Below are 21,267 nucleotides of genomic sequence, written 5' to 3'. Positions count from 1 at the left end.
GCGGCTACCTGAGCACGATCGTCCGGATCTCCCACGGGCCGAGGGCGAGTTCGAGTGCGCCCTCCGCGGGTGCGGTGGCCAGCGGCCGGCCGAGCAGGTCGACCGTGGTCACCCGGCCGAACGCACCGGTGACGCGGGCGGTGGAGCCCGTGTCGCTCATCGCCACCAGCCGCACCTCGGTGCCGGCACCGGGCTCGTCGCCGGTGACACGGCGGACGCTGGAGACGAAGACGTCCGTGCCGTCGACCCGCACGCCGGCCGTGTCGGGGGGCAACTGCCCACCGGCGGGCGCCGTACCGCGGGTGACCAGCACGTCGTTGCGGAACTCCTCGGCGAGGGCGACCGCGTCCGCGGCCTGCCAGCCGGTCGCCGACGGCAGGACGGCGAAACGGTTCTCGATGCGCACCCCGAGGTCCTGCGCCCCCGGCGCGGGGATCTCGCTCGCCGCCGGTTCGTCGCGGAGCGGATGGATGTTGACGCTGATCGAGCCGATCGCGCGCAGGAGGGTCACGGCGAGTTCGGCGCCCCCGGCGGTGAGTTCGTACTCGGTGGCGTGGTCGAGCAGCACGGTGGCCGCGCCGGCCGACACGAAGGTGCTCGCGGGGAAGGTCGGGATCGGGTACTCGCCCCAGCCGCCCTCGGCGGTCAGCCCGCGCTCGGTGACGGCGAACTGCCCGGCCGACGCCGAGCCGGCCGCGGGCCGGGGGAGCGGGACGTGGAAGCGCAGCCGGTGGTCGGCGGCCTGGTTCAGGAACGACGTGGTGACGCGCACGAAGGGCTCGCCCGCGCGCAGCTCCACCAGGGTCTCCACCGGCGTCGGCACGGTCCGGTCGCCGCGTACGTCGCGGTCGGGGGAGAGCGCGGCGGGCCACGGGTACACGCGGGTGATGCGCACCCGCGACCGCAGCGGGCCGTTCTCCAGGAGTTCGACGGCGACCTCCGTCGGCTCCGAGACGAGCAGGTCGTGGGCCGGCGGGCCGTAGTTGTAGCTGTCGCCGCGGTCACCGCCGTCGACGAGACGGCCGACCCCGCGCAGCACGGTTCCGTCCGCCCCGGTCACCTCCAGGGTGCCGTCGGCGGCGATCACGACCTCGGCCAGCCCGTTCGACAGCGACCCGGCCGTCGCCGTCGCCGGCACGAAGGCGGTCCCCGGTGCGGGCGCCTGCCCGGCGGGCGCGACCGTGAAGCTCGCGAGCCCGGAGGCGGGGACGGCGACCGGCACCAGCGCGGTGGCCCGCGCCTCCTCCAGCGTCAGCACCCGCCACTCGCCCGGGTGCGCGGCGGCAGCGGCGGCGACCTCGCGGCGCAGGATCAGCAGGTCGAACGGACCGCTGGAGGGCACCTCGGCGAGGTGGAAGACGAGCGAACCCGCGGTGAGTTCGTAGTGGTCGATCTGGCGGCCGAACAGCTCGCGGCGGTGGATGCGACGCAGCACCCGCTCGAGCTGCGAGGCGTCCATGCGCTCGTCGCTGAGCACGGTCGGCGCCTGCGCGACCAGTTGTACGGGGTGCTCCGAGCCGTCGGCCGCGGTCGCGACGAGGACGGTCCCGTCGGGCGGGGCCACGACGTCGACCTCGACCAGCGTCGTGCGCGGGACCGTCAGCGGGTTGGCGACCAGGTGGCCGTCGCTCGGCACGCGGGCGGCGGGTCCGGCCAGCGCCGCGTCCCGTACGGCGCGCGCGGCGTGCGCGGCCTCGGCGAGCCGTGCCTCGACCTGGTCGGCGGTCTCGTCCGTGCCGGAGCCGACGACCGAGTCGTGGGCGCTCGACTCGATGATCTTGTGCCATGCGAGCGAGAGGAACGGCGTGTCGTCACGCCCGGACCACAGCGCGTTCAGGCGCTCGGCGTGGTCGACGGTGCGTTCGGCGACGGCCATCCGGTGCTTGAGCCCGCGCCGCACCGAGAGCACGCCCGGGAGGATGTTGCCGCGTACGTGGCTGCGCAGTTCACCGGTGACGACGGCCGGGACCTCGTCGCGCACGTGCTTGCGTATGTAATCGTCGAGCGTGGCGATGGTGATGGTGCGCCCCTCGCCCGAGGCCTGCCGCAGCCACTCCGCGAGGCGCGGGTCCGGTGCGTTGTGGTCGGTGCCGGCCATCGCGAGCACCGGGTCGTCGCCCCACCGTCCGGCCGTCATCTCCGCGTACTCGCCCAGCGCGCGCCCGATCTGATCGGGCACCAGCAGGACGTCGAGGCCGTTGTCGTAACCGTCGAAGAGGAACTCGGTGCGCACCTCCGAGCCGTCGGGGGCGCGCCAGCGGAAGGCGTGGCCGTCGACGGAGCCGGGCACCCCGCGCCACAGCGCCGCGTGCTCGATCCCGGCGCGCGCCAGGATCTGCGGCATCTGGGCGACGTGGCCGAACATGTCCGGGAGGTAGCCGATGGGCATGGAGCCGCCCAGCTCCGCCGCGGCCGCCCACCCCATCTGCAGGTTGCGGACGATGGTCTCGCCCGAGCAGAGGAACTCGTCGAGCAGGATCAGCCACGGCCCGATGGCGAGCCGGCCCTCGGCGACCAGGGCCGTGACGCGCCCGCGGTTCTCCGGCCGCATCTCCAGGTAGTCCTCGACCGCGGCCATCTGCCCGTCGACGGTGAAGCGGAAGTCCGGGTTCGTCTCGGCCGTCTCCAGCACGGTGTCCAGGGCGGTGACGAGCCGGTGCCGGAACACCTGGAAGGGCTCGTACCATTCGCGGTCCCAGTGGAAGTGGGGCACGAAGACGGCGGATCGGGGCATGGCAACGGGACCTTCTGTGCTGGCGGGGCGGCGGGGGGGAGGGAAGGGCGGGGGAGGGCAGGGGTGCCGGCGCGGGGCTAGCGGAGCGAGCCGGCGGCCAGTCCGGTGCGCCAGAACCGCTGGAGGAGGATGAACACGACGATCACGGGCACGATCGAGACCAGCGAACCGGTGATCACCGACTCCTGCAGCAGCGGGGCGCGGGCGGTCTGGCCGTTCCACTGGTACAGGCCGAGCGTGATCGGGAAGAGCGACTCCTTCTGCAGCATCACCATCGGCAGGAAGAAGTTGTTCCAGATCGCGACGAACTGGAACAGGAAGATGGTCACCAGCGAGGGCGTCATCAGCTTGAACGCCACCGAGAAGAACGTCCGGAACTCCCCGGCCCCGTCGAGGCGCGCCGACTCCAGGATCTCCTGGGGGACGGCCGACGCGGCGAAGATCCGGGCCAGGTAGACGCCGAACGGGCTGACGATGCTGGGCAGGAACACCGCGAGGTAGGTGTTGACGAGCCCGGTCGCCGAGAACAGCAGGAACAGCGGCAGCGCGAGCGCGGTGGTCGGTACGAGGATCCCGCCGAGGATGACGGAGAAGAGGAACTCGCGGCCCCGGAAGGGGAACTTGGCGAGCGCGTAGCCGCACAGTGCCGAGATCAGGGTGCCGACCGCCGCGCCCAGCACCGCGTACAGCACGCTGTTCAGCGCCCAGCGCCCGAAGATGCCGTCGCTGCGGGTGAAGAGGGTGTCGAGGTTGGCGAAGAGGTCGAAGTGCGAGAACGCCAGGCCGTTGGTGGAGGCGAGGTCGCCCTGCGGCTTCGTCGCCGCCACGACCAGGAAGTAGACCGGCAGCAGGAAGTAGACCGCCAGCAGGAACATCAGGGCCGTGGCGGCGGTTCGGCTGACGCGGCTCTCGCGGATCGGGGTCTGGTCGCTCACAGTCCGGCCCTCTTCGAGGTCAGTCGCATGAACCCGAAGCTCAAGACGAAGGTGATCACGGCGATGACCACGGAGATCGCCGCCGCCTGCTGGTAGTTGTTCCCGGAGGCCACCGTGTACGCGAGCATGTTCGGGGTGAAGGTGCTCGATATGTTCGAGGAGATCTGGCGCAGCACCGCCGGCTCGGCGTACAGCTGCAGCGTGCCGATGATGGAGAACACCGTGGTCAGGACGACCGACGGGGCGATGATCGGCACCTTGATCCGCCACGCGATGGCCCAGTTGCTGGCGCCGTCGAGCTTGGCGGCCTCGTAGAGCTCCTGCGGGATCGACTGCAGCGCGGAGAACATGATCAGCATGTTGTAGCCGGTCCACAGCCAGGTGGACACGTTCGCCGTCGACCACAGCACGGCCCCCGGACCGAGGAAGTCGGGCTGGAGGCCGACGCCCTTGAGCAGGTCGACGACGGGGCTGATCTGCGGCGAGTAGAGGTACGACCACATGATCGCGGCGATGACGCCGGGCACGGCGTACGGCATGAACGCCGAGATGCGGAAGAACGCCTTGAGCTTCAGCAGGGGGGTGTCGAGCAGCAGCGCCATGACCAGCGCCACGAAGAGCATCACCGGCACCTGCACGATGCCGAACAGCCCGATGCGGCCGATGCTGCCCCAGAACTCGGTGTTCTGGAAGACCTGCGTGTACTGCTCCAGACCGCCGAAGGTCGTGTACGACGTGCCGTACTGGCCGCCGGTGCGGCGCACGACGAGCAGGCTCTGCCAGAACGCGTAGCCGATCGGCACCAGGTAGAAGAGGACGAACGGCAGGAAGAACGGGGTCACGAACGCGGCGATGGTGCCCGCCCGGGGGCCGCCGCCGTTGTGGCGGCGACGGCGGCCCTCGGTGGTCGCCACCCCGCGCGTCGCGCGGGTTGCGAGGTCGGTCATGCGACGGTCACTTGCCCGCCGTGGCCGGGATCGCCTGGTCCTTCATGGACTTCAGCGCGGCGTCCTGCGCGGCCGTGAGGGCGCCGGCGACGGTGCCGTCACCGGCGGTCGCCTTGGCCATCGCGTCCTGGAGCGCCAGGTTGACCGTCTTCTGGGTCGGGCCCCAGGTGAAGTCGGTGTCGATGTTCTTGGACGACTCGGCGAAGACGTCGAAGATCTTCTCGTTGTCGTAGTAGGCCACGCCCTGGGAGAGCGCGGGGAGCGCCAGACCGGCGGTGGCCGCCGGGTAGAGGCCGCCCAGCTTGTTCTCCAGCGCGAGGGCCTCGGGGTCGGTGTTCAGCCAGGTGTTGAACTTGACCGACTCGTACGGGTGCTTGCCGCCCTTCATGAAGGCGACGGTGGAGCCGCCCCAGTCACCGGACGCGGCGCTCGAACCCCAGGTCGGCATGGGCACGATCGACCACTTGCCCGCCTGCTTGGGCAGGTTGTCGCGGAACATGCTGTAGCCCCAGGCGGCGCCGACGTAGGTGGCGATCTGGTCCTTCTGGTACGCCGTGTACATCTGCGTCGAGCCGTGGGCGAGGTCGGTCCGCACCAGCTTGGCGTCGATCAGCTTCTGCCAGTAGTCGGCGACCTGCTTGCTCTGCTCGGACTCGACGGCGACGTGCCACTTGTCGCCGGAGTAGGAGTACATCTCGGCGCTGTTCTGCCAGAGGAGCCCGTTGAACCACTCGGCGTTGTTCGGGTCGAAGAACGTCATGCTGAGGTTCGGGTCGGCCTTGTGCAGCTTCTGCGCCTCGGTCGCGTACTCGTCCCAGGTCTTGGGGATCTCCAGGCCGTGTTTCTTGAAGATGTCGCTGCGCACGTACAGGGCCATCGGGCCGGTGTCCTGCGGGATGGCGAACACCCCGGTGCCGCCGAAGCTGGCCTGCGACCAGGTCCAGGGCACGAACGCCGACTTGGCGTCGGTGGCCGCCTTGCACGCGGAGGCGTCCGCGAAGGCGTCCTGGCTGCGCAGGTTGGGCAGTTCGTCGTAGCCGACCTGGGCGAGGTCCGGCGCCTTGCCCGCCTTGAGGGCGTTGCCGATGGTGCCGTACTGGTCGTTGGAGATGTTCTTCGTCTCCACCTGGATGTTCGGGTTCTTCTTGTTCCACAGCGCGACGACTTCGTCCATGCCGGGAACGGTGTTCCAGTACTGGAGGGTGACTTTGCCCTTCGCGGGCGCGCAGGCGTCTGCCGATGCGCTGTCACCCGAAGGGGCCGGCGATGAGCATCCGGCGAGTACGGCGATGCTGGCTGCCGCGGCGACGGCGGCGACGCGGATGCGCGTGACTGTGCTGCTCATGGTTTCCGTTCCGGAGGACGACTGGCGTGGGCGCCAGCCGGGTCGACGTTGACACCTCAGGCGGGCCGTGCTGGAGAGAAGGGACAGGGGAGCGACGGGTTCCGGTGCACGCACCGAGCGCCGTCGCAAGGTTGGGCAAAACCACGTGTTCCGGTCCCGTGAGCGTTCACGTGAGCGTTCACGTGAACGCTCACGGGGCCATGGAGAATTGTTCGGAAGTGTGCGCTCCGGTGCCGTCAAGTGTCAAGACTTTGCGGCGCACACGGGTCCGGCAGGTTAAGCGGAGCCGCTCAGCCGCAGCTCGGCGCGGACGACGAGGTCGTCGGCCCCGAGCGGCTCCAGCCCGGTCAGCAGCCGAGCGACCTGGTCGATGGCGAGCGCGCCGAGCCGGCGCGTGTCGAGCGCGACGCTGGACAGCGGGGGCTCCACGAGCGTGCCGAGCTGCAGTCCGTCGAAGCCGACCACGGCGAGGTCCTCGGGGACGGCCCTGCCGAGCCGGCGAGCCTCGCGCAGGGCGCCGATGGCGATGATGTCGTTGAAGGTGAAGACCGCGGTGACGTCGGGATGCGCGGCCAGCAGCTTCCTGAGCGCCGTCCCGCCGCCGTCGGCCGACTGGGCGGCCCCGACCACCCTGCCCGCGTCGATCCCGTGGGCCGCCGCGGCCGTGGCGAACCACTCGCGCCGGACGCTCGGCTCGGCGCGGCCGTCGTGGTCGAGCATGCCGATGTGCCGGTGGCCCGCGGCGACCAGGTATGCGACCGCGGCGTTGACGCCCTCCTCGCCGTCGATGCGGATCGAGCTGAACCGCGCCGTGTGGTGCTCACGCCCGATGAGCACCACGGGCACTCCGCGGGTGAAGCGTTCGAGGTCGTGCTCGGAGCAGCTGAAGTAGCCGACGACCGCGTCCACTTGCGAGGCGATCACCTGCAGGGTGCCGAACTCCTCCTCGGCCCTGTCCCCGGTGTCGTAGACGACGACGTGCCAGCCGCGCGCCCGGGCCGCCTCCAGCGCGGCCGCGGCGACCTCGGTGAAGAACGGGTTGAGCAGGTCGGGGATGACCAGCCCGATCGTGGTGGTGTCCTGCCGGACCAGGCCGCGGGCGAAGCGGCTCGGCCGGTAACCGAGCTCGCGGGCGGCCTCCAGCACACGCTGCTTGGTGGTGCCGTCGATCTCGTCCTTGTCGTTGAGCGCCCGCGACACGGTCTGCCGGGACACCCCCGCGGACCGGGCGACGTCATGGATCGTGACCCTCCGGGATTCCGTCCCTGACGACGACACCATCGCGTACCTCCCGATCGTCGCGGGTGCCGGCGCGCCCGCAGGGCCTGAGTATGCACGTCCCGTACGGGGCGGCGCGAGATCAGGTCGCCGCACGGTTGCGGGGGTACGGGCCCGTCGGTGCGGCTCTGACCTCGGGAAAGAGGCGGGGTCAGGTTGCCGCGGTACGCAGCGCCGCGCTGAGCGCCCGGAGGTCGAGACCGGCGAGGTGGTCCAGGAAGTGGCGGCGCATGGAGGCCAGATGGGTCGGCCAGGCCTCTTCCAGGCGGGCCAGCCCGGCGTCGGTGAGGACAGCGTTCGAGCCCCGGGCGTCCCGCTCGCACCTGACCCGCCGGATGAACCCCTGGCCTTCCATACGGCGGACCACGCCCGTCATGCCGCTGAGCGACATCTCGCAGGCGGCGGCGAGGTCGCTCATCCGCATCCGGCGCCCGGGCGCCTCCGAGAGGTTCATCATCGCCCGGTACTCGATGAGGGGGAGCCGCTGCTCGCGGGTCATGTCGGCGTCCAGTGCGCGGGGCAGGGCGTAGATGACACGGCTGAGGGACCGCATGAGGGCTTCTTCGTCCGGATTGAGGGGATCCAGCAGATCCGGTGCGGATTCCGGGCGGTGTGCGGCATCGTGCATGCCCCCACTTTACTTGCTGCGCGAAGGATATATATTTGCTGCGCGAAGCAATTAACGCCGAGCCGTGCGGTGTGGCCACCCCTGCCCGCGCGACCGTACCGACCAAGCAGGTCATCCCGGAAAGAGACGCAACATGCCTCAGTCGCTGACGAACGCCCAGTCCACCGCAGGAATCCGCTACGCGGTGTCCGGCCCGGGCGGTGGCCGGCACCGGGGCCGGAGTGTCGACGGTGAGCCGTACGCGCGGGGGAGCAGTACGGCGCCCGGGAGCGGCCGTCACCGCAGGACCGTCCGCGCCCCGCAGGCCCGGCAGGCTGCCGAGGCTCCGGTGCGGGAGGCCGTCGGCGACGAGGACGGTTCCGCCGGGCGCGAGGCACGCTTCGAGCGTGACGTGCTGACCCTCCTCGACCCCGTGTACCGGGCCGCGTTGGGCGTCACGGGCGACCCGGCCGAGGCGGAGGGACTCGTCCTGGACGTGTTCACCCGGGCGTACGCCGCGTTCCCGCGCCTCCTCGACGGCGTCGACCACCGGGCCTGGCTCTACGACCTCCTGGCCGCGGCGTTCGTCGGCCCCCATCCGGAGGTGTGCGTGCTGCCGCCGGAGTCCGGGATCCCGCAGGGGGTGCGGGCGTCCGCGCTGGACGAGTTCGTCCTGCTGTCCGAGGCGGACGTCCGGGCCGCCCTCCTCACGCTGCCGAGGGAGCAGCGGTTCGCCGTGTACCTCGCGGCCGTTGAGGGCTTCGCCTATCAGGAGATAGCAGACATCATGGATGTTTCTGCGGCAATTGCGGCGTACTGGCTGCACGACGCCCGGCTGCGGCTGTGGGCGGCCGAAGGCCCGCGCGTGGCGGCGTCCGAGCAGGAGTACGCCAGCGGCGACCTCGTCGGTGCCGGGCGGAGCGGATCCGCATGACACGCCGTCGCGTGGGGAGGCCGCGGGCACGGGCCGACGGGCCCGCGCGGCACCCATGCGCGGCGTGATCTTCGTCGCTCGTCACATTCCCGGGGCCCGCGCTGTCATGCCCGCGGGGAGGGAAACCTCCGTCACCTGCGGAAACACGTCCTCAGCAGCCGGGAATCCTTTGGGGCCCGCCGCGGTTGACGCGAGCGCAGAAAGAAGATGATCACAGTGAACCAAGAACCAACCGCAACCGCGGAACCGTTGCAGCGACTGGCCGCCGAGGGAGTCTCGGTCTGGCTGGACGACCTGTCGCGCAGACGCATCGTCTCCGGCGACCTCGCCCGACTCGTCGCATCGGGACGTGTGGTGGGCGTCACCACGAATCCGTCCATCTTCCGGGCCGCCATCGGCTCGGGGGAGGACTACCGGGAAGAGCTCGCCGACCTGGCCGCGCGCGGCGTCACCCCGGACGAAGCCGTCCGCATGATGACCGCCGCCGACGTGCGTGCCGCGGCCGACCTCCTGCGACCCGTGTACGAGGCGACCGGCGGCCGGGACGGCCGGGTGTCGATCGAGGTCGACCCGCGCCTGGCCCACCGCACGCGGGCGACCGTCGCCGAGGCCCGGCAGCTCGCCTGGCTGGTCGACCGCCCCAACGTGATGGTCAAGATCCCGGCGACCGCGGCGGGTCTGCCCGCCATCACGGAGGTCACCGCCCTCGGCATCAGCGTGAACGTCACGCTGATCTTCTCGCCGGAGCGCCACCGCGAGGTCATGGAGGCCTACCTGGCCGGTCTGGAGAGGGCGCGTGCGGCCGGGATCGACCTGTCCACCGTCCACTCCGTCGCCTCCTTCTTCGTCTCCCGCGTCGACACGGAAGTCGACCGGCGGCTGACGGAGCTCGGCACGGACGAGGCCTCGGCCCTGAAGGGCAGGGCGGCGCTCGCCAACGCCCGGCTGGCGTACCGGGCGCAGCGGGAGTTCTTCACCGGCGACCGCTGGGCCGCGCTCGCCGCGGCAGGTGCCCACGAGCAGCGGCCCCTGTGGGCCTCCACGGGTGTGAAGGACCCGGCGTACCGGGACACCCGCTACGTCGAGGAACTCGTCGCGTCCGGCACGGTCACCACCGTGCCGGAGGCGACGCTCGACGCCGTCGCCGACCACGGCCGCGTCGAGGGCGACACCGTCACCGGCCGCCACGACCGGGCCCGCGCCGACCTGACGGCCCTGGAACGACTGGGGATCCCCCTCGACGAGGTCGTCCGGCGGCTGGAGGACGAGGGCGTGGCGAAGTTCGAGGCGGCCTGGGCCGAACTGCTGCAGGCCATCGGAACAGCACTGAACGGCAAGGGAGCCGACGCGCGATGAGCAAGGACCCGACCGCACCCGCCACCACCCCGTGGCCCAACCCCCTGCGTGATCCGTCCGACCGGCGGCTGCCGCGCATCGCCGGCCCGTCCGGTCTGGTGATCTTCGGCGTGACGGGCGACCTGTCCCGCAAGAAGCTGATGCCGGCGGTGTACGACCTGGCCAACCGCGGGCTGCTGCCGCCGGGCTTCTCGCTCGTCGGCTTCGCCCGCCGCGACTGGGCGGACCAGGACTTCGCCCAGGTCGTGCACGACTCGGTGCGCGAGCACGCCCGGACGCCGTTCCGGGAGGAGGTCTGGCAGCAGCTCGCCGAGGGCATGCGCTTCATCCCCGGCGACTTCGACGACGACGTCGCGTTCAAGCAGCTCGCCGTCACCGTGGACGAGCTGGACGCCACCCGGGGGACCAGCGGCAACTACGCGTTCTACCTGTCCGTACCGCCGAAGTTCTTCCCCAAGGTCGTGCGGCAGCTGAAGAAGCACGGACTCACCGACGCCCCCGAGGGCTCCTGGCGACGCGCGGTCATCGAGAAGCCCTTCGGCCACGACCTGGCCAGCGCGCGGGAACTCAACGCGCTCGTCCACGAGGTGTTCGCCCCGGAGCAGGTCTTCCGGATCGACCACTACCTGGGCAAGGAGACGGTCCAGAACATCCTGGCGCTGCGGTTCGCCAACACGATGTTCGAGCCGCTGTGGAACCGTTCCTACGTCGACCACGTGCAGATCACGATGGCCGAGGACATCGGCATCGGCGGCCGCGCGGGCTACTACGACGGGATCGGCGCCGCGCGCGACGTCATCCAGAACCACCTGCTCCAACTCCTCGCGCTGACCGCCATGGAGGAGCCCGCCTCCTTCGACGCCGAGTCGCTCCTGTCCGAGAAGCTGAACGTGCTGCGCGCGGTACGGCTCCCCGGCGACCTGGGCGCGCACACCGTGCGCGGGCAGTACGCGCACGGCTGGCAGGGCGGGGAGGAGGTGGACGGTTACCTGGAGGAGGACGGCATCGACGCCGAGTCCAGGACCGACACCTACGCCGCGATCAAGCTGGAGATCGACAACCGCCGCTGGGCGGGCGTCCCCTTCTACCTCCGAGCCGGCAAGCGCCTGGGCCGCCGCGTCACCGAGATCGCGGTCGTCTTCCAGCGCGCCCCGCACTCCCCCTTCGGCCCGGAGGCGACGCAGGAACTCGGGCAGAACGCGATCGTCATCCGCGTCCAGCCCGACGAGGGCATCACCGTGCGCTTCGGCTCGAAGGTGCCCGGGACGTCGATGGAGATACGCGACGTGACGATGGACTTCGCCTACGGCGAGTCCTTCACCGAGTCCAGCCCCGAGGCGTACGAGCGGCTCATCCTCGACGTGCTGCTCGGCGACGCCAACCTCTTCCCCCGCCACCTGGAGGTCGAGGAGTCCTGGAAGATCCTCGACCCGGTCGAGCGGTACTGGGACACGCACGGACGGCCCGCGCAGTACACCGCGGGCAGTTGGGGCCCCGCGGAGGCCGACGAGATGCTCGCACGAGACGGACGGAGCTGGCGCAGGCCATGAGGATCGACCTGACCGACACCACGGCAAGCCACATCAACAAGGCCCTGGTGCAGGGCCGCCGCGCCATCGGCACCCCCGCCGTCGGCATGGTCCTGACCATGGTCATCGTGACCGACGAGGAGAACGCCCACGACGCCCTGAAGGCGGCGGAGCAGGCGGCGCAGGAGCACCCCTCGCGCACGCTCGTCGTCATCAAGCGGCCGTCGCGCGCCACCGGCCGGCGCACCCCCTCCCGCGTCGACGCCGAGGTCCGCGTCGGCTCCGACGCCGGATCCGGCGAGGCGGTGCTGCTGAGGCTGTTCGGTGAAGTGGCCGGGCACGCCGACTCCGTGGTCCTGCCGCTGCTGCTGCCCGACGCCCCCGTCGTCATCTGGTGGCCCGCGGACGCACCCGACGTACCGGCCAAGGACCCGCTCGGCGCCCTCGCCCAGCGCCGCATCACCGACGCCTACGCGGTCGACCGGCCGCTGGAGGCACTGGCGGCCCGGGCCGGTGCGTACGCGCCCGGCGACACCGACCTCGCGTGGACCCGGACGACGCCGTGGCGCTCCATGCTCGCCGCCGCGCTGGACCAGGCCCAGGCCCGGGTCACCTCCGCGGTCGTGGAGAGCGAGGCCGACAACCCCAGCGCCGAACTGCTGGCCCGCTGGTTCGCCGACCGGCTGCGCGTGCCCGTCGAACGGGTCGTCACCGACGGGCCCGTGGTGACCGCGGTCCGGCTGCGCACCCCGGACGGCGACGTCACCATCGACCGCCCCGAGGGTGCCGTGGCCCGGCTGTCCATCCCCGGACAGCCCACCCGGGCCCTGGCGCTGAAGGTGCGCACCACCGCCGAGCTCATCGCGGAGGAGCTCCGCCGTCTCGACCCGGACGAGGCCTACGCCGCCGCGCTGCGGGCCCAGGTCAAGGCGCCCCGCACGAAGGCCCTCCCGGCGAAGGCCGCCCCGGTCCGGGCGGCGAAGGCCGCCTCCACCAGGGCCCGTTCCGCAAAGGCCGCCCCGGTGCCGCCGCAGCGCGCGCACCAGCACGAGAACCAGGAGAAGGACGATGCCTGACACACCCGAGCCGAGCCACCGCCCGCAGTGGGCCGCGCTGGAGGAGCACCGCGCCGCCACGCGGCCGGGACCGCACCTGCGCGAGCTGTTCGCGGCGGACCCCGCACGGGCGCGGCGCTACACGGTGGAGGTCGGCGACCTGCGCATCGACTACTCCAAGAACCTGGTCACGGACGAGACCCTCGCCCTGCTGCGCGACCTGGCCGCCGCCACCGGCGTGTTCGAGCTGCGCGACGCGATGTTCCGCGGCGAGAAGATCAACGTCACCGAGGGCAGGGCCGTCCTCCACACCGCCCTGCGCGCGCCGCGGGACGCCGTCGTGGAGGTGGACGGCGAGAACGTCGTGCCGCGGGTCCACGCGGTGCTCGACAAGATGTCCGCCTTCGCCGACCGGGTGCGCTCCGGTGGGTGGACCGGCCACACCGGCAAGCGGATCAGGAACGTCGTCAACATCGGCATCGGCGGCTCCGACCTCGGCCCCGCCATGGCGTACGAGGCGCTGCGGCCGTTCACCGACCGCTCGCTGACGTTCCGTTTCGTCTCCAACGTCGACGGCGCGGACCTCCACGAGGCCCTGCAGGGCCTCGACCCGGCCGAGACCCTGTTCGTCGTCGCGTCCAAGACCTTCACCACCATCGAGACGATCACCAACGCCACCTCCGCGCGCAGCTGGCTGCTGGCCGGGCTCGACGGGGAGGAGAAGGCCGTCGCCCGGCACTTCGTCGCCCTGTCGACCAACACCGGCAAGGTCGCGGAGTTCGGCATCGACCCGGAGAACATGTTCGAGTTCTGGGACTGGGTGGGCGGCCGTTACTCCTTCGACTCGGCGATCGGCCTCTCCCTGATGATCGCCATCGGCCCGGGGCGGTTCCGTGAGATGCTCGACGGCTTCCACACCGTCGACGAGCACTTCCGCACCGCACCCGCCGAGGCCAACGCGCCGCTGATCCTCGGACTGCTCGGCGTCTGGTACGGCAACTTCTTCGACGCCCAGTCGCACGCCGTCCTGCCGTACTCCCACTACCTGTCCAAGTTCACCGCCTACCTGCAGCAACTGGACATGGAGTCCAACGGCAAGTCCGTGGACCGCGACGGGCACCCCGTGGAACGGCAGACCGGCCCCGTCGTGTGGGGCACGCCCGGCACCAACGGCCAGCACGCGTACTACCAGCTGATCCACCAGGGCACGAAGCTGATACCGGCGGACCTCATCGGCTTCGCCCGCCCGGCCGGCGAGCTGAGCGCGGAACTCACCGCCCAGCACGACCTGCTGATGGCCAACCTGTTCGCGCAGGGTCAGGCGCTCGCCTTCGGCAAGACCGCCGACGAGGTCCGCGCCGAGGGCGTGCCCGAGGAGCAGGTCCCGCACCGGACCTTCCGCGGCGACCACCCGACCACCACCGTCCTGGCGACCGGACTGACCCCCTCGGTCCTCGGCCAGCTCATCGCGCTCTACGAGCACAAGGTCTTCGTCCAGGGCGCCCTGTGGAACATCGACTCCTTCGACCAGTGGGGCGTCGAACTCGGAAAGGTCCTCGCCAAGCGCGTCGAACCCGCCCTGACCGGCGAAGCCGACGTGCCCGGACTCGACCCCTCCACCGCGGCCCTGGTGGCCGCGTACCGCTCCCTGCGGGGCAACTGACCCGGGGGAACCCCCACGGCGGCGCCGCCCGGCCCCCGGGTGCGCGCCGCCCGCCGACCACACCCGCGACACACAGAAGGAGCACCTGACATGCAACTCGGACTCGTCGGCCTCGGCAAGATGGGCGGCAACATGCGCGAGCGGATCCGCCGCGCCGGCCACACCGTCGTCGGCTACGACCGGGACCCCGACCTGGCCGACGTCGGCAGCCTCACCGAACTGGTCGACAAGCTCGACGCACCCCGCGTGGTGTGGGTGATGGTGCCGGCCGGCGCGCCGACCCAGTCCGTGGTCGACGAGCTCGGCGGCCTCCTGGAGCCGGGCGACATCGTCGTCGACGGCGGCAACTCCCGTTGGACGGACGACGAGAAGCACGCCGAGGAGCTGGCCGCCAAGGGCATCGGCTTCGTGGACGCCGGTGTCTCCGGCGGCGTATGGGGCCTGAAGAACGGCTACGCCCTCATGGTCGGCGGCCAGGCGGAGCACGTGGAGAAGGTGCAGCCGGTCTTCGACGCCCTCAAGCCCGCGGGCGACTTCGGCTTCGTCCACGCGGGCGCGGTCGGCGCCGGCCACTTCGCGAAGATGGTCCACAACGGCATCGAGTACGCCATGATGCAGGCCTACGCCGAGGGCTGGGAGCTGCTGGAGAAGGTGGACTCGGTCACCGACGTGCGCGAGGTGTTCCGCTCCTGGCAGGAGGGCACCGTCATCCGTTCCTGGCTGCTGGACCTGGCCGTGGGCGCCCTCGACGAGGACGAGCACCTCGACGGACTCAGGGGGTACGCGGAGGACTCCGGCGAGGGCCGCTGGACCGTCGAGGCGGCCATCGACAACGCCGTGCCGCTGCCCGCGATCACCGCGTCGCTCTTCGCCCGCTTCGCGTCCCGCCAGGACGACTCCCCGCAGATGAAGATGATCGCTGCGCTGCGCAACCAGTTCGGCGGCCACGCCGTCACCACCGCGGACGACAAGGCCTAGCCACCGCCGGAGCCCGCGCCCGCCGGCGCGGGCTCCGTACCGCCTCACCCGCACCACCCCTCCTCCGTGCCGAAAGTGGATGAACGACCATGGGCGACCTGCTCCTGCTCCGCCACGGCGAAACCGCGTGGACCCTGTCCCGACAGCACACCAGCCACACCGACCTGCCCCTGACACCGCACGGCGAGGGAGAGGCGGCCCGCGTCGCCCACCTGCTCCGCGGGCACGACATCGCCCTCGCCCTGAGCAGCCCCCTGCGCCGCGCCGTACGCACCGCCGAACTGGCCGGGGTGTCCGGTGCCGAGATCGACCCGGACCTGAGCGAATGGGACTACGGGGGCTACGAGGGCGTCACCACCGCCGAGATCCACCGCACCCGCCCGACCTGGAACCTGTGGGCCGACGGCGTGGCTCCCGGCCCCGCTGACCATCCGGGGGAGGGCCCCGAGGACGTCGGCCGCCGCGCCGACCGCGTGCTCGCGCGCGTCGAGCCGCTGCTGAGCGACCCCGCCGCGGGCGACGTGCTGCTCGTCGCGCACGGCCACATCCTGCGCGTCCTCACCGCCCGCCGCCTCGGCCTGCCGCCGTCGGCCGGATCGCTGTTCGCCCTGGACACCGGCACCGTCAGCCGGCTCGGCACCGAGCACGACCGCCCCGTCATCAAGGCCTGGAACACCACGGGCGCCCCGGCGACCGGCGCGCACTCCCCGTCCGGCGCGATCCCCCCGCAGCGGCGCCCCGAGCACGACTCGTCCCCGGGCCGGTGAGGGGGCGTCGCCCCGTCGGGAACTTCCTCCCCCGCATCCGCCGTCTTCCGGGGCGGAGGAGCCCCGCCGGCCCTGCGCCTGCCCTACGGTGAAGCCCGTGAAGGTCCTCATCGTCGGCGGCAGCGGGTTCCTCGGCAGGGAACTCGTACGACAGGCCCCGGCCGCGGGTCTCGAGACGGCCGCGACGTACCGCTCCCGCCACCCCGGCGGCGTCCCCGGTGTCCCGTGGCACCACCTCGACCTCCGCGCCCCGGGGCACCTCGGCGAGGTACTGGCCGAGGTCGCCCCCGACGCCGTCGTCAACGCCAGCAGCGGGTACGGCGACTGGGAGGTCACCGCCGACGGCTCGGTCCGCGTGGCCCTGGCCGCCGCCGAACACGGCTTCCGCCTGGTCCACGTCTCCAGCGACGCCGTCTTCTCCGGGGGCCGGGTCCACTACGACGAGACCTGCCTGCCCGATCCCATCAGCCCGTACGGCGCGGCGAAGGCCGCCGCCGAGACCGCGGTGCGGCTCCTGGCGCCGGCCGCCGTGGTCGCGCGCACCTCGTTGATCATCGGCGACGGCGGATCCGCGCACGAGCGCCTGGTCCACGACCTGGCCGCAGGCGTGCGCGACGGCGTCCTGTTCACCGACGACGTCCGCTGCCCGGTGCACGTCGAGGACCTCGCCTCCGCCCTGTGGGAACTCGCGGTGTCCGACGCATCCGGCGTGTTCCACCTCGCCGGGACGGACGCCCTCAACCGCTACGAACTGGGCGGGCTCATCGCCCGCCGCGACGGGCTCGACGCCACCGCGCTGCGCGCCGGGCGCCGCGCCGACGGCCCCGTGCCCGGCCCCCTCGACGTCCGCCTCGACAGCAGCGCCACCCAGCGGCGCATACGGACCCGTCTGCGCGGAGCCCGGGAATTCCTCCGCCCCCGGTAGGACGAGGGCCTGACTGCCCATCGGATGGAACCGGGAGGCGCGCGGGCCGTGTCGCCGGGGACACCGGCCGCCCAGGGTCCAAGCTGATGTGCCAGTGATCGCGGCACACGGAAGGGCGCGCCATGGAGGGCATCGCGGACATGGGGGGCACGCGGGGATGGGGGCCCGTCCGGCCGCCGAGACCAGGCGAACCGGTCTTCGCCGAGCCCTGGCAGGGCCGGGCGTTCGCGCTGGCGATCCTCTCCACCCAGGTGTCCGGGTACAACGTGGACGCCTTCCGGCACGCCACGGAACGCCTGGACCGGGCCGCCTACCTGGACGACGGCTACTTCGGCCGGTGGCTGAACGCCGCGGAGCTGATGCTCACCGAGAGCGCCGTCCTGGCGCCCACCGCGGTCGGGACCCGCGCCCGCAACCTGCGCGGCGCCGGCGTCGAGGAGCCACCGGTCCCCGAACCGGCCCGCCCCGACTACGCTCCCACCGCCCCGGGCTCGCTCCGTACCGTGGACACCCCGCCGGCCTTCGCCGTCGGCGAGCGGGTCCGCGCGAAGGACATGTCCCCGCCCGGGCACACCCGGCTGCCGGGCTACCTGCGCGGACACCCCGGCGTCGTCGACCTCGTGCAGCCCGCCGCGCTGCTGCCGGACACCCATGCGCATTTCCTGGGCGAGAACCCGCAGCACGTCTACTCGGTCCGGTTCGACTCCCGCGAGCTGTGGGGTGCCGGCGCCGAGCCCTTCTCCGTCACCGCCGAGCTGTACGAGAGCTACCTGGAGACCCCCTGATGACCTCCACCAGCGGACCGGGCGACCACCTCCCCCCGGCCCTGCGGACCGAGGCGCTCGAGCAACTGCTCACCGAGCGCGGCCTGATCGACCCGGCGGCGATGGACACGATCATCGCCACCTACGAGACCCAGGTGGGCCCGCTCAACGGCGCCAAGGTCGTCGCCAAGGCGTGGACCGACCCGCAGTACAAGCGCCGGCTGCTCCAGGACGGCACCGCGGCCATCGCGGAACTGGGCTTCGCCGGGCGGCAGGGTGAGCACATCGTCGTCGTGGAGAACACCCCCACGACCCACAACGTGGTGGTCTGCACGCTGTGCTCGTGCTACCCGTGGCCGGTGCTCGGCCTGCCGCCGAGCTGGTACAAGGATCCTGCCTACCGTGCGCGCGTGGTGAGGGAACCGCGCACGGTGCTCTCCGAGATGGGACTCGACCTCGCCGACGACGTGCGGATCACCGTCCGGGACTCCACCAGCGAGGTGCGCTGGCTGGTGCTGCCCGAACGCCCCGGCGGTACCGAGCACCTGACGGAGGAGGAACTCGTGCCGCTGGTGACCCGGGACGCCATGGTCGGCGTGGCGAAGGTGGCGGCGCCGTGACCGTGCCCCTGGACGTCGACGGTCCGGCCGCGCCGCCCCGTTCCAACGGCGAGCTGGTCTTCGCCGAGCCGTGGGAGAGCCGCGCCTTCGGCATGGCCATCGGCCTCCACGAAGCGGGTGCCTTCGCCTGGCCCCGGTTCCAGGCCGCGCTGATCGCGCGCATCCGGGCCTGGGAGAGCGCGCCGCACGCGGACGGTGCCTGGAGCTACTACCGGCTCTGGCTGGCCGCGCTGGAGGACGTGCTCACCGAACAGGACGTGGTCCGTGCGGGCGAGGTCACCGCGCGCGCCCGGACCCTGGCCGGCCGGCCCGCGGGCCACGACCACGGCGACCACCACCACGACGACCACGCACATCGGCACTGACTGCGAGGCACCGCTCCCGGCCCGGTCCGTCAGCCGTGCGGGATGGGCAGGTCCAGGGAGACGGTCTTGCCGCGGCCGTTGGGCGAGGCGTTCCACTGCCCGGCCAGGGCCTCGACGATGAGCAGACCCCTGCCGTGCTCGGCCTCGGCGTTCTCCTCCTCGTCCAGGGCCAGCGGCGAGGGGACGGGCGGGTTGCTGTCGGAGTCCCGCACCTCCAGCCGGACGTGGTCGCCGAAGGCCCGCAGCCGGACGTCGACGTCGCTGCCCGCGTGGATGAGGGCGTTGGTCACGATCTCCGAGGTGATCAGCTGGAGGGTGTCCGACACGACCGGCAGCGACCACGCGTGCAGTTGCTCGTCGACGAACTCCCGGGCCGCCTTGACCCCGTGCAGATCGCGCCGCTGCACGTGCAGGCTCGCGGTCAGTGGCGCCCCCTTGCCCGCGGCGCCTTCGTACCGGGCCAGGAGCAGCACCGCGTCGTCCCGGCGCCACCGGGGGCCGGAGACCTCGGCGACCATGCGGTCGGCGACCTGTTCCAGGTCGGCCCCGGCCCCGGACTCCCGGACCCCCGCACGGAGCAAGGTCCGCGCGCACGCGCCGTGGTCCCCGGTGAGGGAGTCGGTCAGGCCGTTGGAGTAGAGCATCAGCACGGACCCTGGGGACAGCGTGTGCTCACAACCGCGGTAAGGGTGCTGCGTGGTGACGCCCAGGGGGAGGTTCGCGGGCGCGTCGAGGACGTCCACGCTTCCGTCGGGCCGCCGTACGACCGGCGCCGGATGCCCGGCGAGAGCCACTTCTGCCATACCGTCAGCGGTGTCCAGGGCGACCACGCAGCAGGTCACGAGCTGCTCCGTGCCGAGTTCGGCGAGCAGCCGGCCCGTCCGGTCGATCACCGCGGCGGGGCAGTGGCCTTCGGTCGCGTACGAGGTCAGCGCGGTGCGCACCTGGCCCATGACGGCGGCGCTGTCCAGGTCGTGGCCTTCCACGTCACCGACGGCGAGCACCATCCGGTCGTCCGACACCTTGATCACGTCGTACCAGTCGCCGCCCGCCTGGCAGGTGGTCGTGGCGGGCCGGTAGCGCGCGGTGGTGGCCAGCCCCGGCAGCTCGGACAGGACGGGCGGCAGGAGCCTGCGCTGCAGGTGTTCCGCGATCTCGCGCTGCCGGGTGCCCAGTTCGACGCGTTCCACCGTCGCCCCCAGCATGCCGGCCATCATGCCGAGCACCGTCCGTTCCTCGGGCGGGAACGCGCGGGCCCCCTCGAACTCCAGGCAGCACACCCCGACGATGCGCGGGTTCATCAGGGAAACCTCGGCGACGCTCCTGCTCCCGACGACGAGCGGCAGGTAGGCCTCGGCCCGCGGCCCGGCGTCGTGCCGGTCCGGGTCCGTGTCCGGTGGTGCGCCCTCGGACAGGAACAGCGCGTGCCCGCGTACCGCCTCCACCGCGGGAGTGCTCGCGCCGAGTCTGGCGCCGTGGACGGTGCGGACCAGGGCGGAGGAGGGTCCGCTGTGTCCCAGGACCCACAGCCGGCCCGCACTCACCGAGGCCAGCACCACGGCTCCGGCGCCGAAGGGGGACATGATGCAGTCCCGGGCCGCCGCGACGACGTGGTCCACCGTCGTGGCCTGGTTGAGGCGCTCGGCGAAATGACGCAGGGGGTACATCAGGCTGGCTCCGGACGAGCCCGGGACGCCGCGCACCCCCCAGCCCGGGGTGTGGATGCTCGCGTGGAACACCGGTACGAGGGCGGGTGCGGGGCCGCTCACGACGGCAACGCCGTGACGCACGAGTTCGGCGAGGGCGGTGGCCAGCGCGTCCGCGATCTCCTGCAGCACCGTGTGGTCGGCGGGGCCGTAGTCGCCGTGGCTCTCCAGGCGCAGCACGGTCAGCGCGCCGAAGCGGTGCCCGCCGGCGGTGGCCGGGGACGCCAGGGCCACGTACGGATAGGGCAGTGCGAAGCGCTGGTCCGGGTCGGCCGGGTCGGGATCGGGCAGCACCGCCGTCGCGCCCGTGGTGACGGCGCGGGTCGAAGCGCGGGGCATGTCCATGGTCATCCGGCAGGGGATCGTGAACATGGAGGGCGGGCTGCCGGCGATCATCGCCGCTCGCAGTTCGGCGCCGCTCCCGTCCAGCAGGTAGACCGCCGCGGCGACGGCGTCCATCCGGAACAGGGCCTCACGGAGGGCGCCGTGCAGGACCTCCTCGAGACCCGTGCCCTCGATCCGTGCGGGCCCGCCTTCGCGGCGGTGTTCTCCGACTGCGCTGTTGCTGGTCATCGAACGGCTCCTCCTCGCGAGTATAGGTGCGCGGGTGGCCGGTCGCTCAGGGGCGAAGACCTCGCTTGCCGCTCGCCGGATAGGAGCATATGCTCGTAATGGTACGGATGGGGGTGCGCGCACTGCGGCACCTCGGACGCCACGGGAGTCCGTGGCCACACCCGTCACCCGGAACTCAGCCAACCC

General features: G+C 72.2%; 19 protein-coding genes. 12 read left to right on the top strand and 7 right to left on the bottom strand.

The genetic code is table 11. The annotated features are described in order from the left end of the window. Positions 1 to 4 precede the first annotated feature (4 nt). The 4 genes from ACFYYN_RS13090 to ACFYYN_RS13075 all read right to left on the bottom strand — a co-directional run bounded on the left by ACFYYN_RS13090 (position 5) and on the right by ACFYYN_RS13075 (position 5,790). Entirely contained in the window at positions 5 to 2,734 is a 2,730-nt protein-coding gene (locus ACFYYN_RS13090) for a glycoside hydrolase family 38 N-terminal domain-containing protein (protein WP_500545799.1), read from the bottom strand. 77 nt (positions 2,735 to 2,811) lie between these two features. Beyond that, a complete protein-coding gene (locus ACFYYN_RS13085) occupies positions 2,812 to 3,609 on the bottom strand; it encodes a carbohydrate ABC transporter permease (protein ID WP_499517036.1) in 798 nt (265 codons plus the stop codon). A gap of 56 nt (positions 3,610 to 3,665) precedes the next feature. Beyond that, on the bottom strand, positions 3,666 to 4,616 hold the full coding sequence (locus tag ACFYYN_RS13080) for a carbohydrate ABC transporter permease (protein ID WP_499516170.1): 951 nt from the start codon (positions 4,614 to 4,616) through the stop codon (positions 3,666 to 3,668). Positions 4,617 to 4,623: 7 nt separating this feature from the next. Next, positions 4,624 to 5,790 (bottom strand): type 2 periplasmic-binding domain-containing protein, encoded by a 1,167-nt coding sequence (locus tag ACFYYN_RS13075; RefSeq protein WP_500545798.1) that lies wholly within the window; start codon positions 5,788 to 5,790, stop codon positions 4,624 to 4,626. Between ACFYYN_RS13075 and ACFYYN_RS13070 the strand changes: the two genes are divergently transcribed. After that, positions 5,789 to 6,013, top strand: coding sequence for a hypothetical protein (locus tag ACFYYN_RS13070; RefSeq protein ID WP_500545797.1), 225 nt, complete (start codon positions 5,789 to 5,791; stop codon positions 6,011 to 6,013). The genes ACFYYN_RS13075 and ACFYYN_RS13070 overlap by 2 nt on opposite strands. Positions 6,014 to 6,237: 224 nt before the next feature. Here the strand turns inward: ACFYYN_RS13070 and ACFYYN_RS13065 are convergent, their stop codons facing one another. Next, entirely contained in the window at positions 6,238 to 7,242 is a 1,005-nt protein-coding gene (locus tag ACFYYN_RS13065) for a LacI family DNA-binding transcriptional regulator (protein ID WP_500545796.1), read from the bottom strand. 148 nt (positions 7,243 to 7,390) lie between these two features. Continuing rightward, entirely contained in the window at positions 7,391 to 7,867 is a 477-nt protein-coding gene (locus tag ACFYYN_RS13060; protein WP_500545795.1) for a MarR family winged helix-turn-helix transcriptional regulator, read from the bottom strand. Between the two features lie 133 nt (positions 7,868 to 8,000). Here ACFYYN_RS13060 and ACFYYN_RS13055 point away from each other — a divergent pair, with 133 nt between their 5' ends. The 11 genes from ACFYYN_RS13055 to ACFYYN_RS13005 all read left to right on the top strand — a co-directional run bounded on the left by ACFYYN_RS13055 (position 8,001) and on the right by ACFYYN_RS13005 (position 18,802). After that, positions 8,001 to 8,780 carry a sigma factor-like helix-turn-helix DNA-binding protein gene (locus tag ACFYYN_RS13055; RefSeq protein ID WP_500545794.1) on the top strand — a complete coding sequence of 260 codons (780 nt, stop codon included), beginning with the start codon at positions 8,001 to 8,003 and terminating at the stop codon, positions 8,778 to 8,780. 207 nt (positions 8,781 to 8,987) lie between these two features. Next, positions 8,988 to 10,136: a transaldolase gene (gene tal, locus ACFYYN_RS13050; RefSeq protein ID WP_500545793.1), complete on the top strand. Its 1,149-nt coding sequence runs from the start codon at positions 8,988 to 8,990 to the stop codon at positions 10,134 to 10,136. Further along, a complete protein-coding gene (zwf, locus tag ACFYYN_RS13045) occupies positions 10,133 to 11,686 on the top strand; it encodes a glucose-6-phosphate dehydrogenase (RefSeq protein ID WP_500323637.1) in 1,554 nt (517 codons plus the stop codon). Before tal ends, zwf begins: the two co-directional genes overlap by 4 nt. Further along, positions 11,683 to 12,741 (top strand): glucose-6-phosphate dehydrogenase assembly protein OpcA, encoded by a 1,059-nt coding sequence (gene opcA, locus ACFYYN_RS13040; RefSeq protein WP_500545792.1) that lies wholly within the window; start codon positions 11,683 to 11,685, stop codon positions 12,739 to 12,741. Before zwf ends, opcA begins: the two co-directional genes overlap by 4 nt. Next, a complete protein-coding gene (gene pgi / locus ACFYYN_RS13035) occupies positions 12,734 to 14,383 on the top strand; it encodes a glucose-6-phosphate isomerase (RefSeq protein ID WP_500545791.1) in 1,650 nt (549 codons plus the stop codon). The genes opcA and pgi overlap by 8 nt, the downstream gene beginning before the upstream one ends. A 90-nt stretch (positions 14,384 to 14,473) precedes the next feature. After that, entirely contained in the window at positions 14,474 to 15,361 is an 888-nt protein-coding gene (gene gnd, locus ACFYYN_RS13030; RefSeq protein ID WP_500545790.1) for a phosphogluconate dehydrogenase (NAD(+)-dependent, decarboxylating), read from the top strand. An 89-nt stretch (positions 15,362 to 15,450) separates the two neighbouring features. Beyond that, positions 15,451 to 16,128: a histidine phosphatase family protein gene (locus ACFYYN_RS13025; RefSeq protein WP_500545789.1), complete on the top strand. Its 678-nt coding sequence runs from the start codon at positions 15,451 to 15,453 to the stop codon at positions 16,126 to 16,128. A gap of 97 nt (positions 16,129 to 16,225) precedes the next feature. Beyond that, positions 16,226 to 17,053, top strand: coding sequence for an SDR family oxidoreductase (locus ACFYYN_RS13020; RefSeq protein WP_500545788.1), 828 nt, complete (start codon positions 16,226 to 16,228; stop codon positions 17,051 to 17,053). Between the two features lie 122 nt (positions 17,054 to 17,175). Beyond that, a complete protein-coding gene (nthB, locus tag ACFYYN_RS13015) occupies positions 17,176 to 17,838 on the top strand; it encodes a nitrile hydratase subunit beta (RefSeq protein WP_500545787.1) in 663 nt (220 codons plus the stop codon). After that, the gene (nthA, locus tag ACFYYN_RS13010; RefSeq protein ID WP_500545786.1) at positions 17,838 to 18,437 is read left to right on the top strand and encodes a nitrile hydratase subunit alpha; all 600 of its coding nucleotides are present in this window, start codon (positions 17,838 to 17,840) and stop codon (positions 18,435 to 18,437) included. Before nthB ends, nthA begins: the two co-directional genes overlap by 1 nt. After that, positions 18,434 to 18,802 (top strand): nitrile hydratase accessory protein, encoded by a 369-nt coding sequence (locus tag ACFYYN_RS13005; protein WP_500545785.1) that lies wholly within the window; start codon positions 18,434 to 18,436, stop codon positions 18,800 to 18,802. Before nthA ends, ACFYYN_RS13005 begins: the two co-directional genes overlap by 4 nt. Positions 18,803 to 18,831: 29 nt before the next feature. Here ACFYYN_RS13005 and ACFYYN_RS13000 read toward each other — a convergent pair whose 3' ends face one another. Beyond that, complete coding sequence (locus ACFYYN_RS13000; protein ID WP_500545784.1) at positions 18,832 to 21,081, bottom strand: SpoIIE family protein phosphatase; 2,250 nt, start codon at positions 21,079 to 21,081, stop codon at positions 18,832 to 18,834. Positions 21,082 to 21,267: the final 186 nt, after the last annotated feature.

This window comes from Streptomyces sp. NPDC001902 (assembly GCF_042891295.1).
In the GTDB taxonomy this organism is placed as follows: domain Bacteria; phylum Actinomycetota; class Actinomycetes; order Streptomycetales; family Streptomycetaceae; genus Actinacidiphila.
This window is presented reverse-complemented; position numbering and strand designations above follow the sequence as displayed.

Excerpts from the sequence above, each read along its gene's own strand:
- nthA (WP_500545786.1), top strand. The coding sequence starts at position 17,838 with ATGACCTCCACCAGCGGACCGGGCGACCACCTCCCCCCGGCCCTGCGG.
- ACFYYN_RS13085 (WP_499517036.1), bottom strand. The coding sequence starts at position 3,609 with ATGTTCCTGCTGGCGGTCTACTTCCTGCTGCCGGTCTACTTCCTGGTC.
- ACFYYN_RS13000 (WP_500545784.1), bottom strand. The coding sequence starts at position 21,081 with ATGACCAGCAACAGCGCAGTCGGAGAACACCGCCGCGAAGGCGGGCCC.
- ACFYYN_RS13025 (WP_500545789.1), top strand. The coding sequence starts at position 15,451 with ATGGGCGACCTGCTCCTGCTCCGCCACGGCGAAACCGCGTGGACCCTG.
- gnd (WP_500545790.1), top strand. The coding sequence starts at position 14,474 with ATGCAACTCGGACTCGTCGGCCTCGGCAAGATGGGCGGCAACATGCGC.
- ACFYYN_RS13080 (WP_499516170.1), bottom strand. The coding sequence starts at position 4,616 with ATGACCGACCTCGCAACCCGCGCGACGCGCGGGGTGGCGACCACCGAG.
- ACFYYN_RS13090 (WP_500545799.1), bottom strand. The coding sequence starts at position 2,734 with ATGCCCCGATCCGCCGTCTTCGTGCCCCACTTCCACTGGGACCGCGAA.
- ACFYYN_RS13065 (WP_500545796.1), bottom strand. The coding sequence starts at position 7,242 with ATGGTGTCGTCGTCAGGGACGGAATCCCGGAGGGTCACGATCCATGAC.
- ACFYYN_RS13070 (WP_500545797.1), top strand. The coding sequence starts at position 5,789 with ATGCCGGGAACGGTGTTCCAGTACTGGAGGGTGACTTTGCCCTTCGCG.
- ACFYYN_RS13055 (WP_500545794.1), top strand. The coding sequence starts at position 8,001 with ATGCCTCAGTCGCTGACGAACGCCCAGTCCACCGCAGGAATCCGCTAC.
- opcA (WP_500545792.1), top strand. The coding sequence starts at position 11,683 with ATGAGGATCGACCTGACCGACACCACGGCAAGCCACATCAACAAGGCC.
- pgi (WP_500545791.1), top strand. The coding sequence starts at position 12,734 with ATGCCTGACACACCCGAGCCGAGCCACCGCCCGCAGTGGGCCGCGCTG.
- ACFYYN_RS13060 (WP_500545795.1), bottom strand. The coding sequence starts at position 7,867 with ATGCACGATGCCGCACACCGCCCGGAATCCGCACCGGATCTGCTGGAT.
- ACFYYN_RS13075 (WP_500545798.1), bottom strand. The coding sequence starts at position 5,790 with ATGGACGAAGTCGTCGCGCTGTGGAACAAGAAGAACCCGAACATCCAG.
- tal (WP_500545793.1), top strand. The coding sequence starts at position 8,988 with ATGATCACAGTGAACCAAGAACCAACCGCAACCGCGGAACCGTTGCAG.
- nthB (WP_500545787.1), top strand. The coding sequence starts at position 17,176 with ATGGAGGGCATCGCGGACATGGGGGGCACGCGGGGATGGGGGCCCGTC.
- zwf (WP_500323637.1), top strand. The coding sequence starts at position 10,133 with ATGAGCAAGGACCCGACCGCACCCGCCACCACCCCGTGGCCCAACCCC.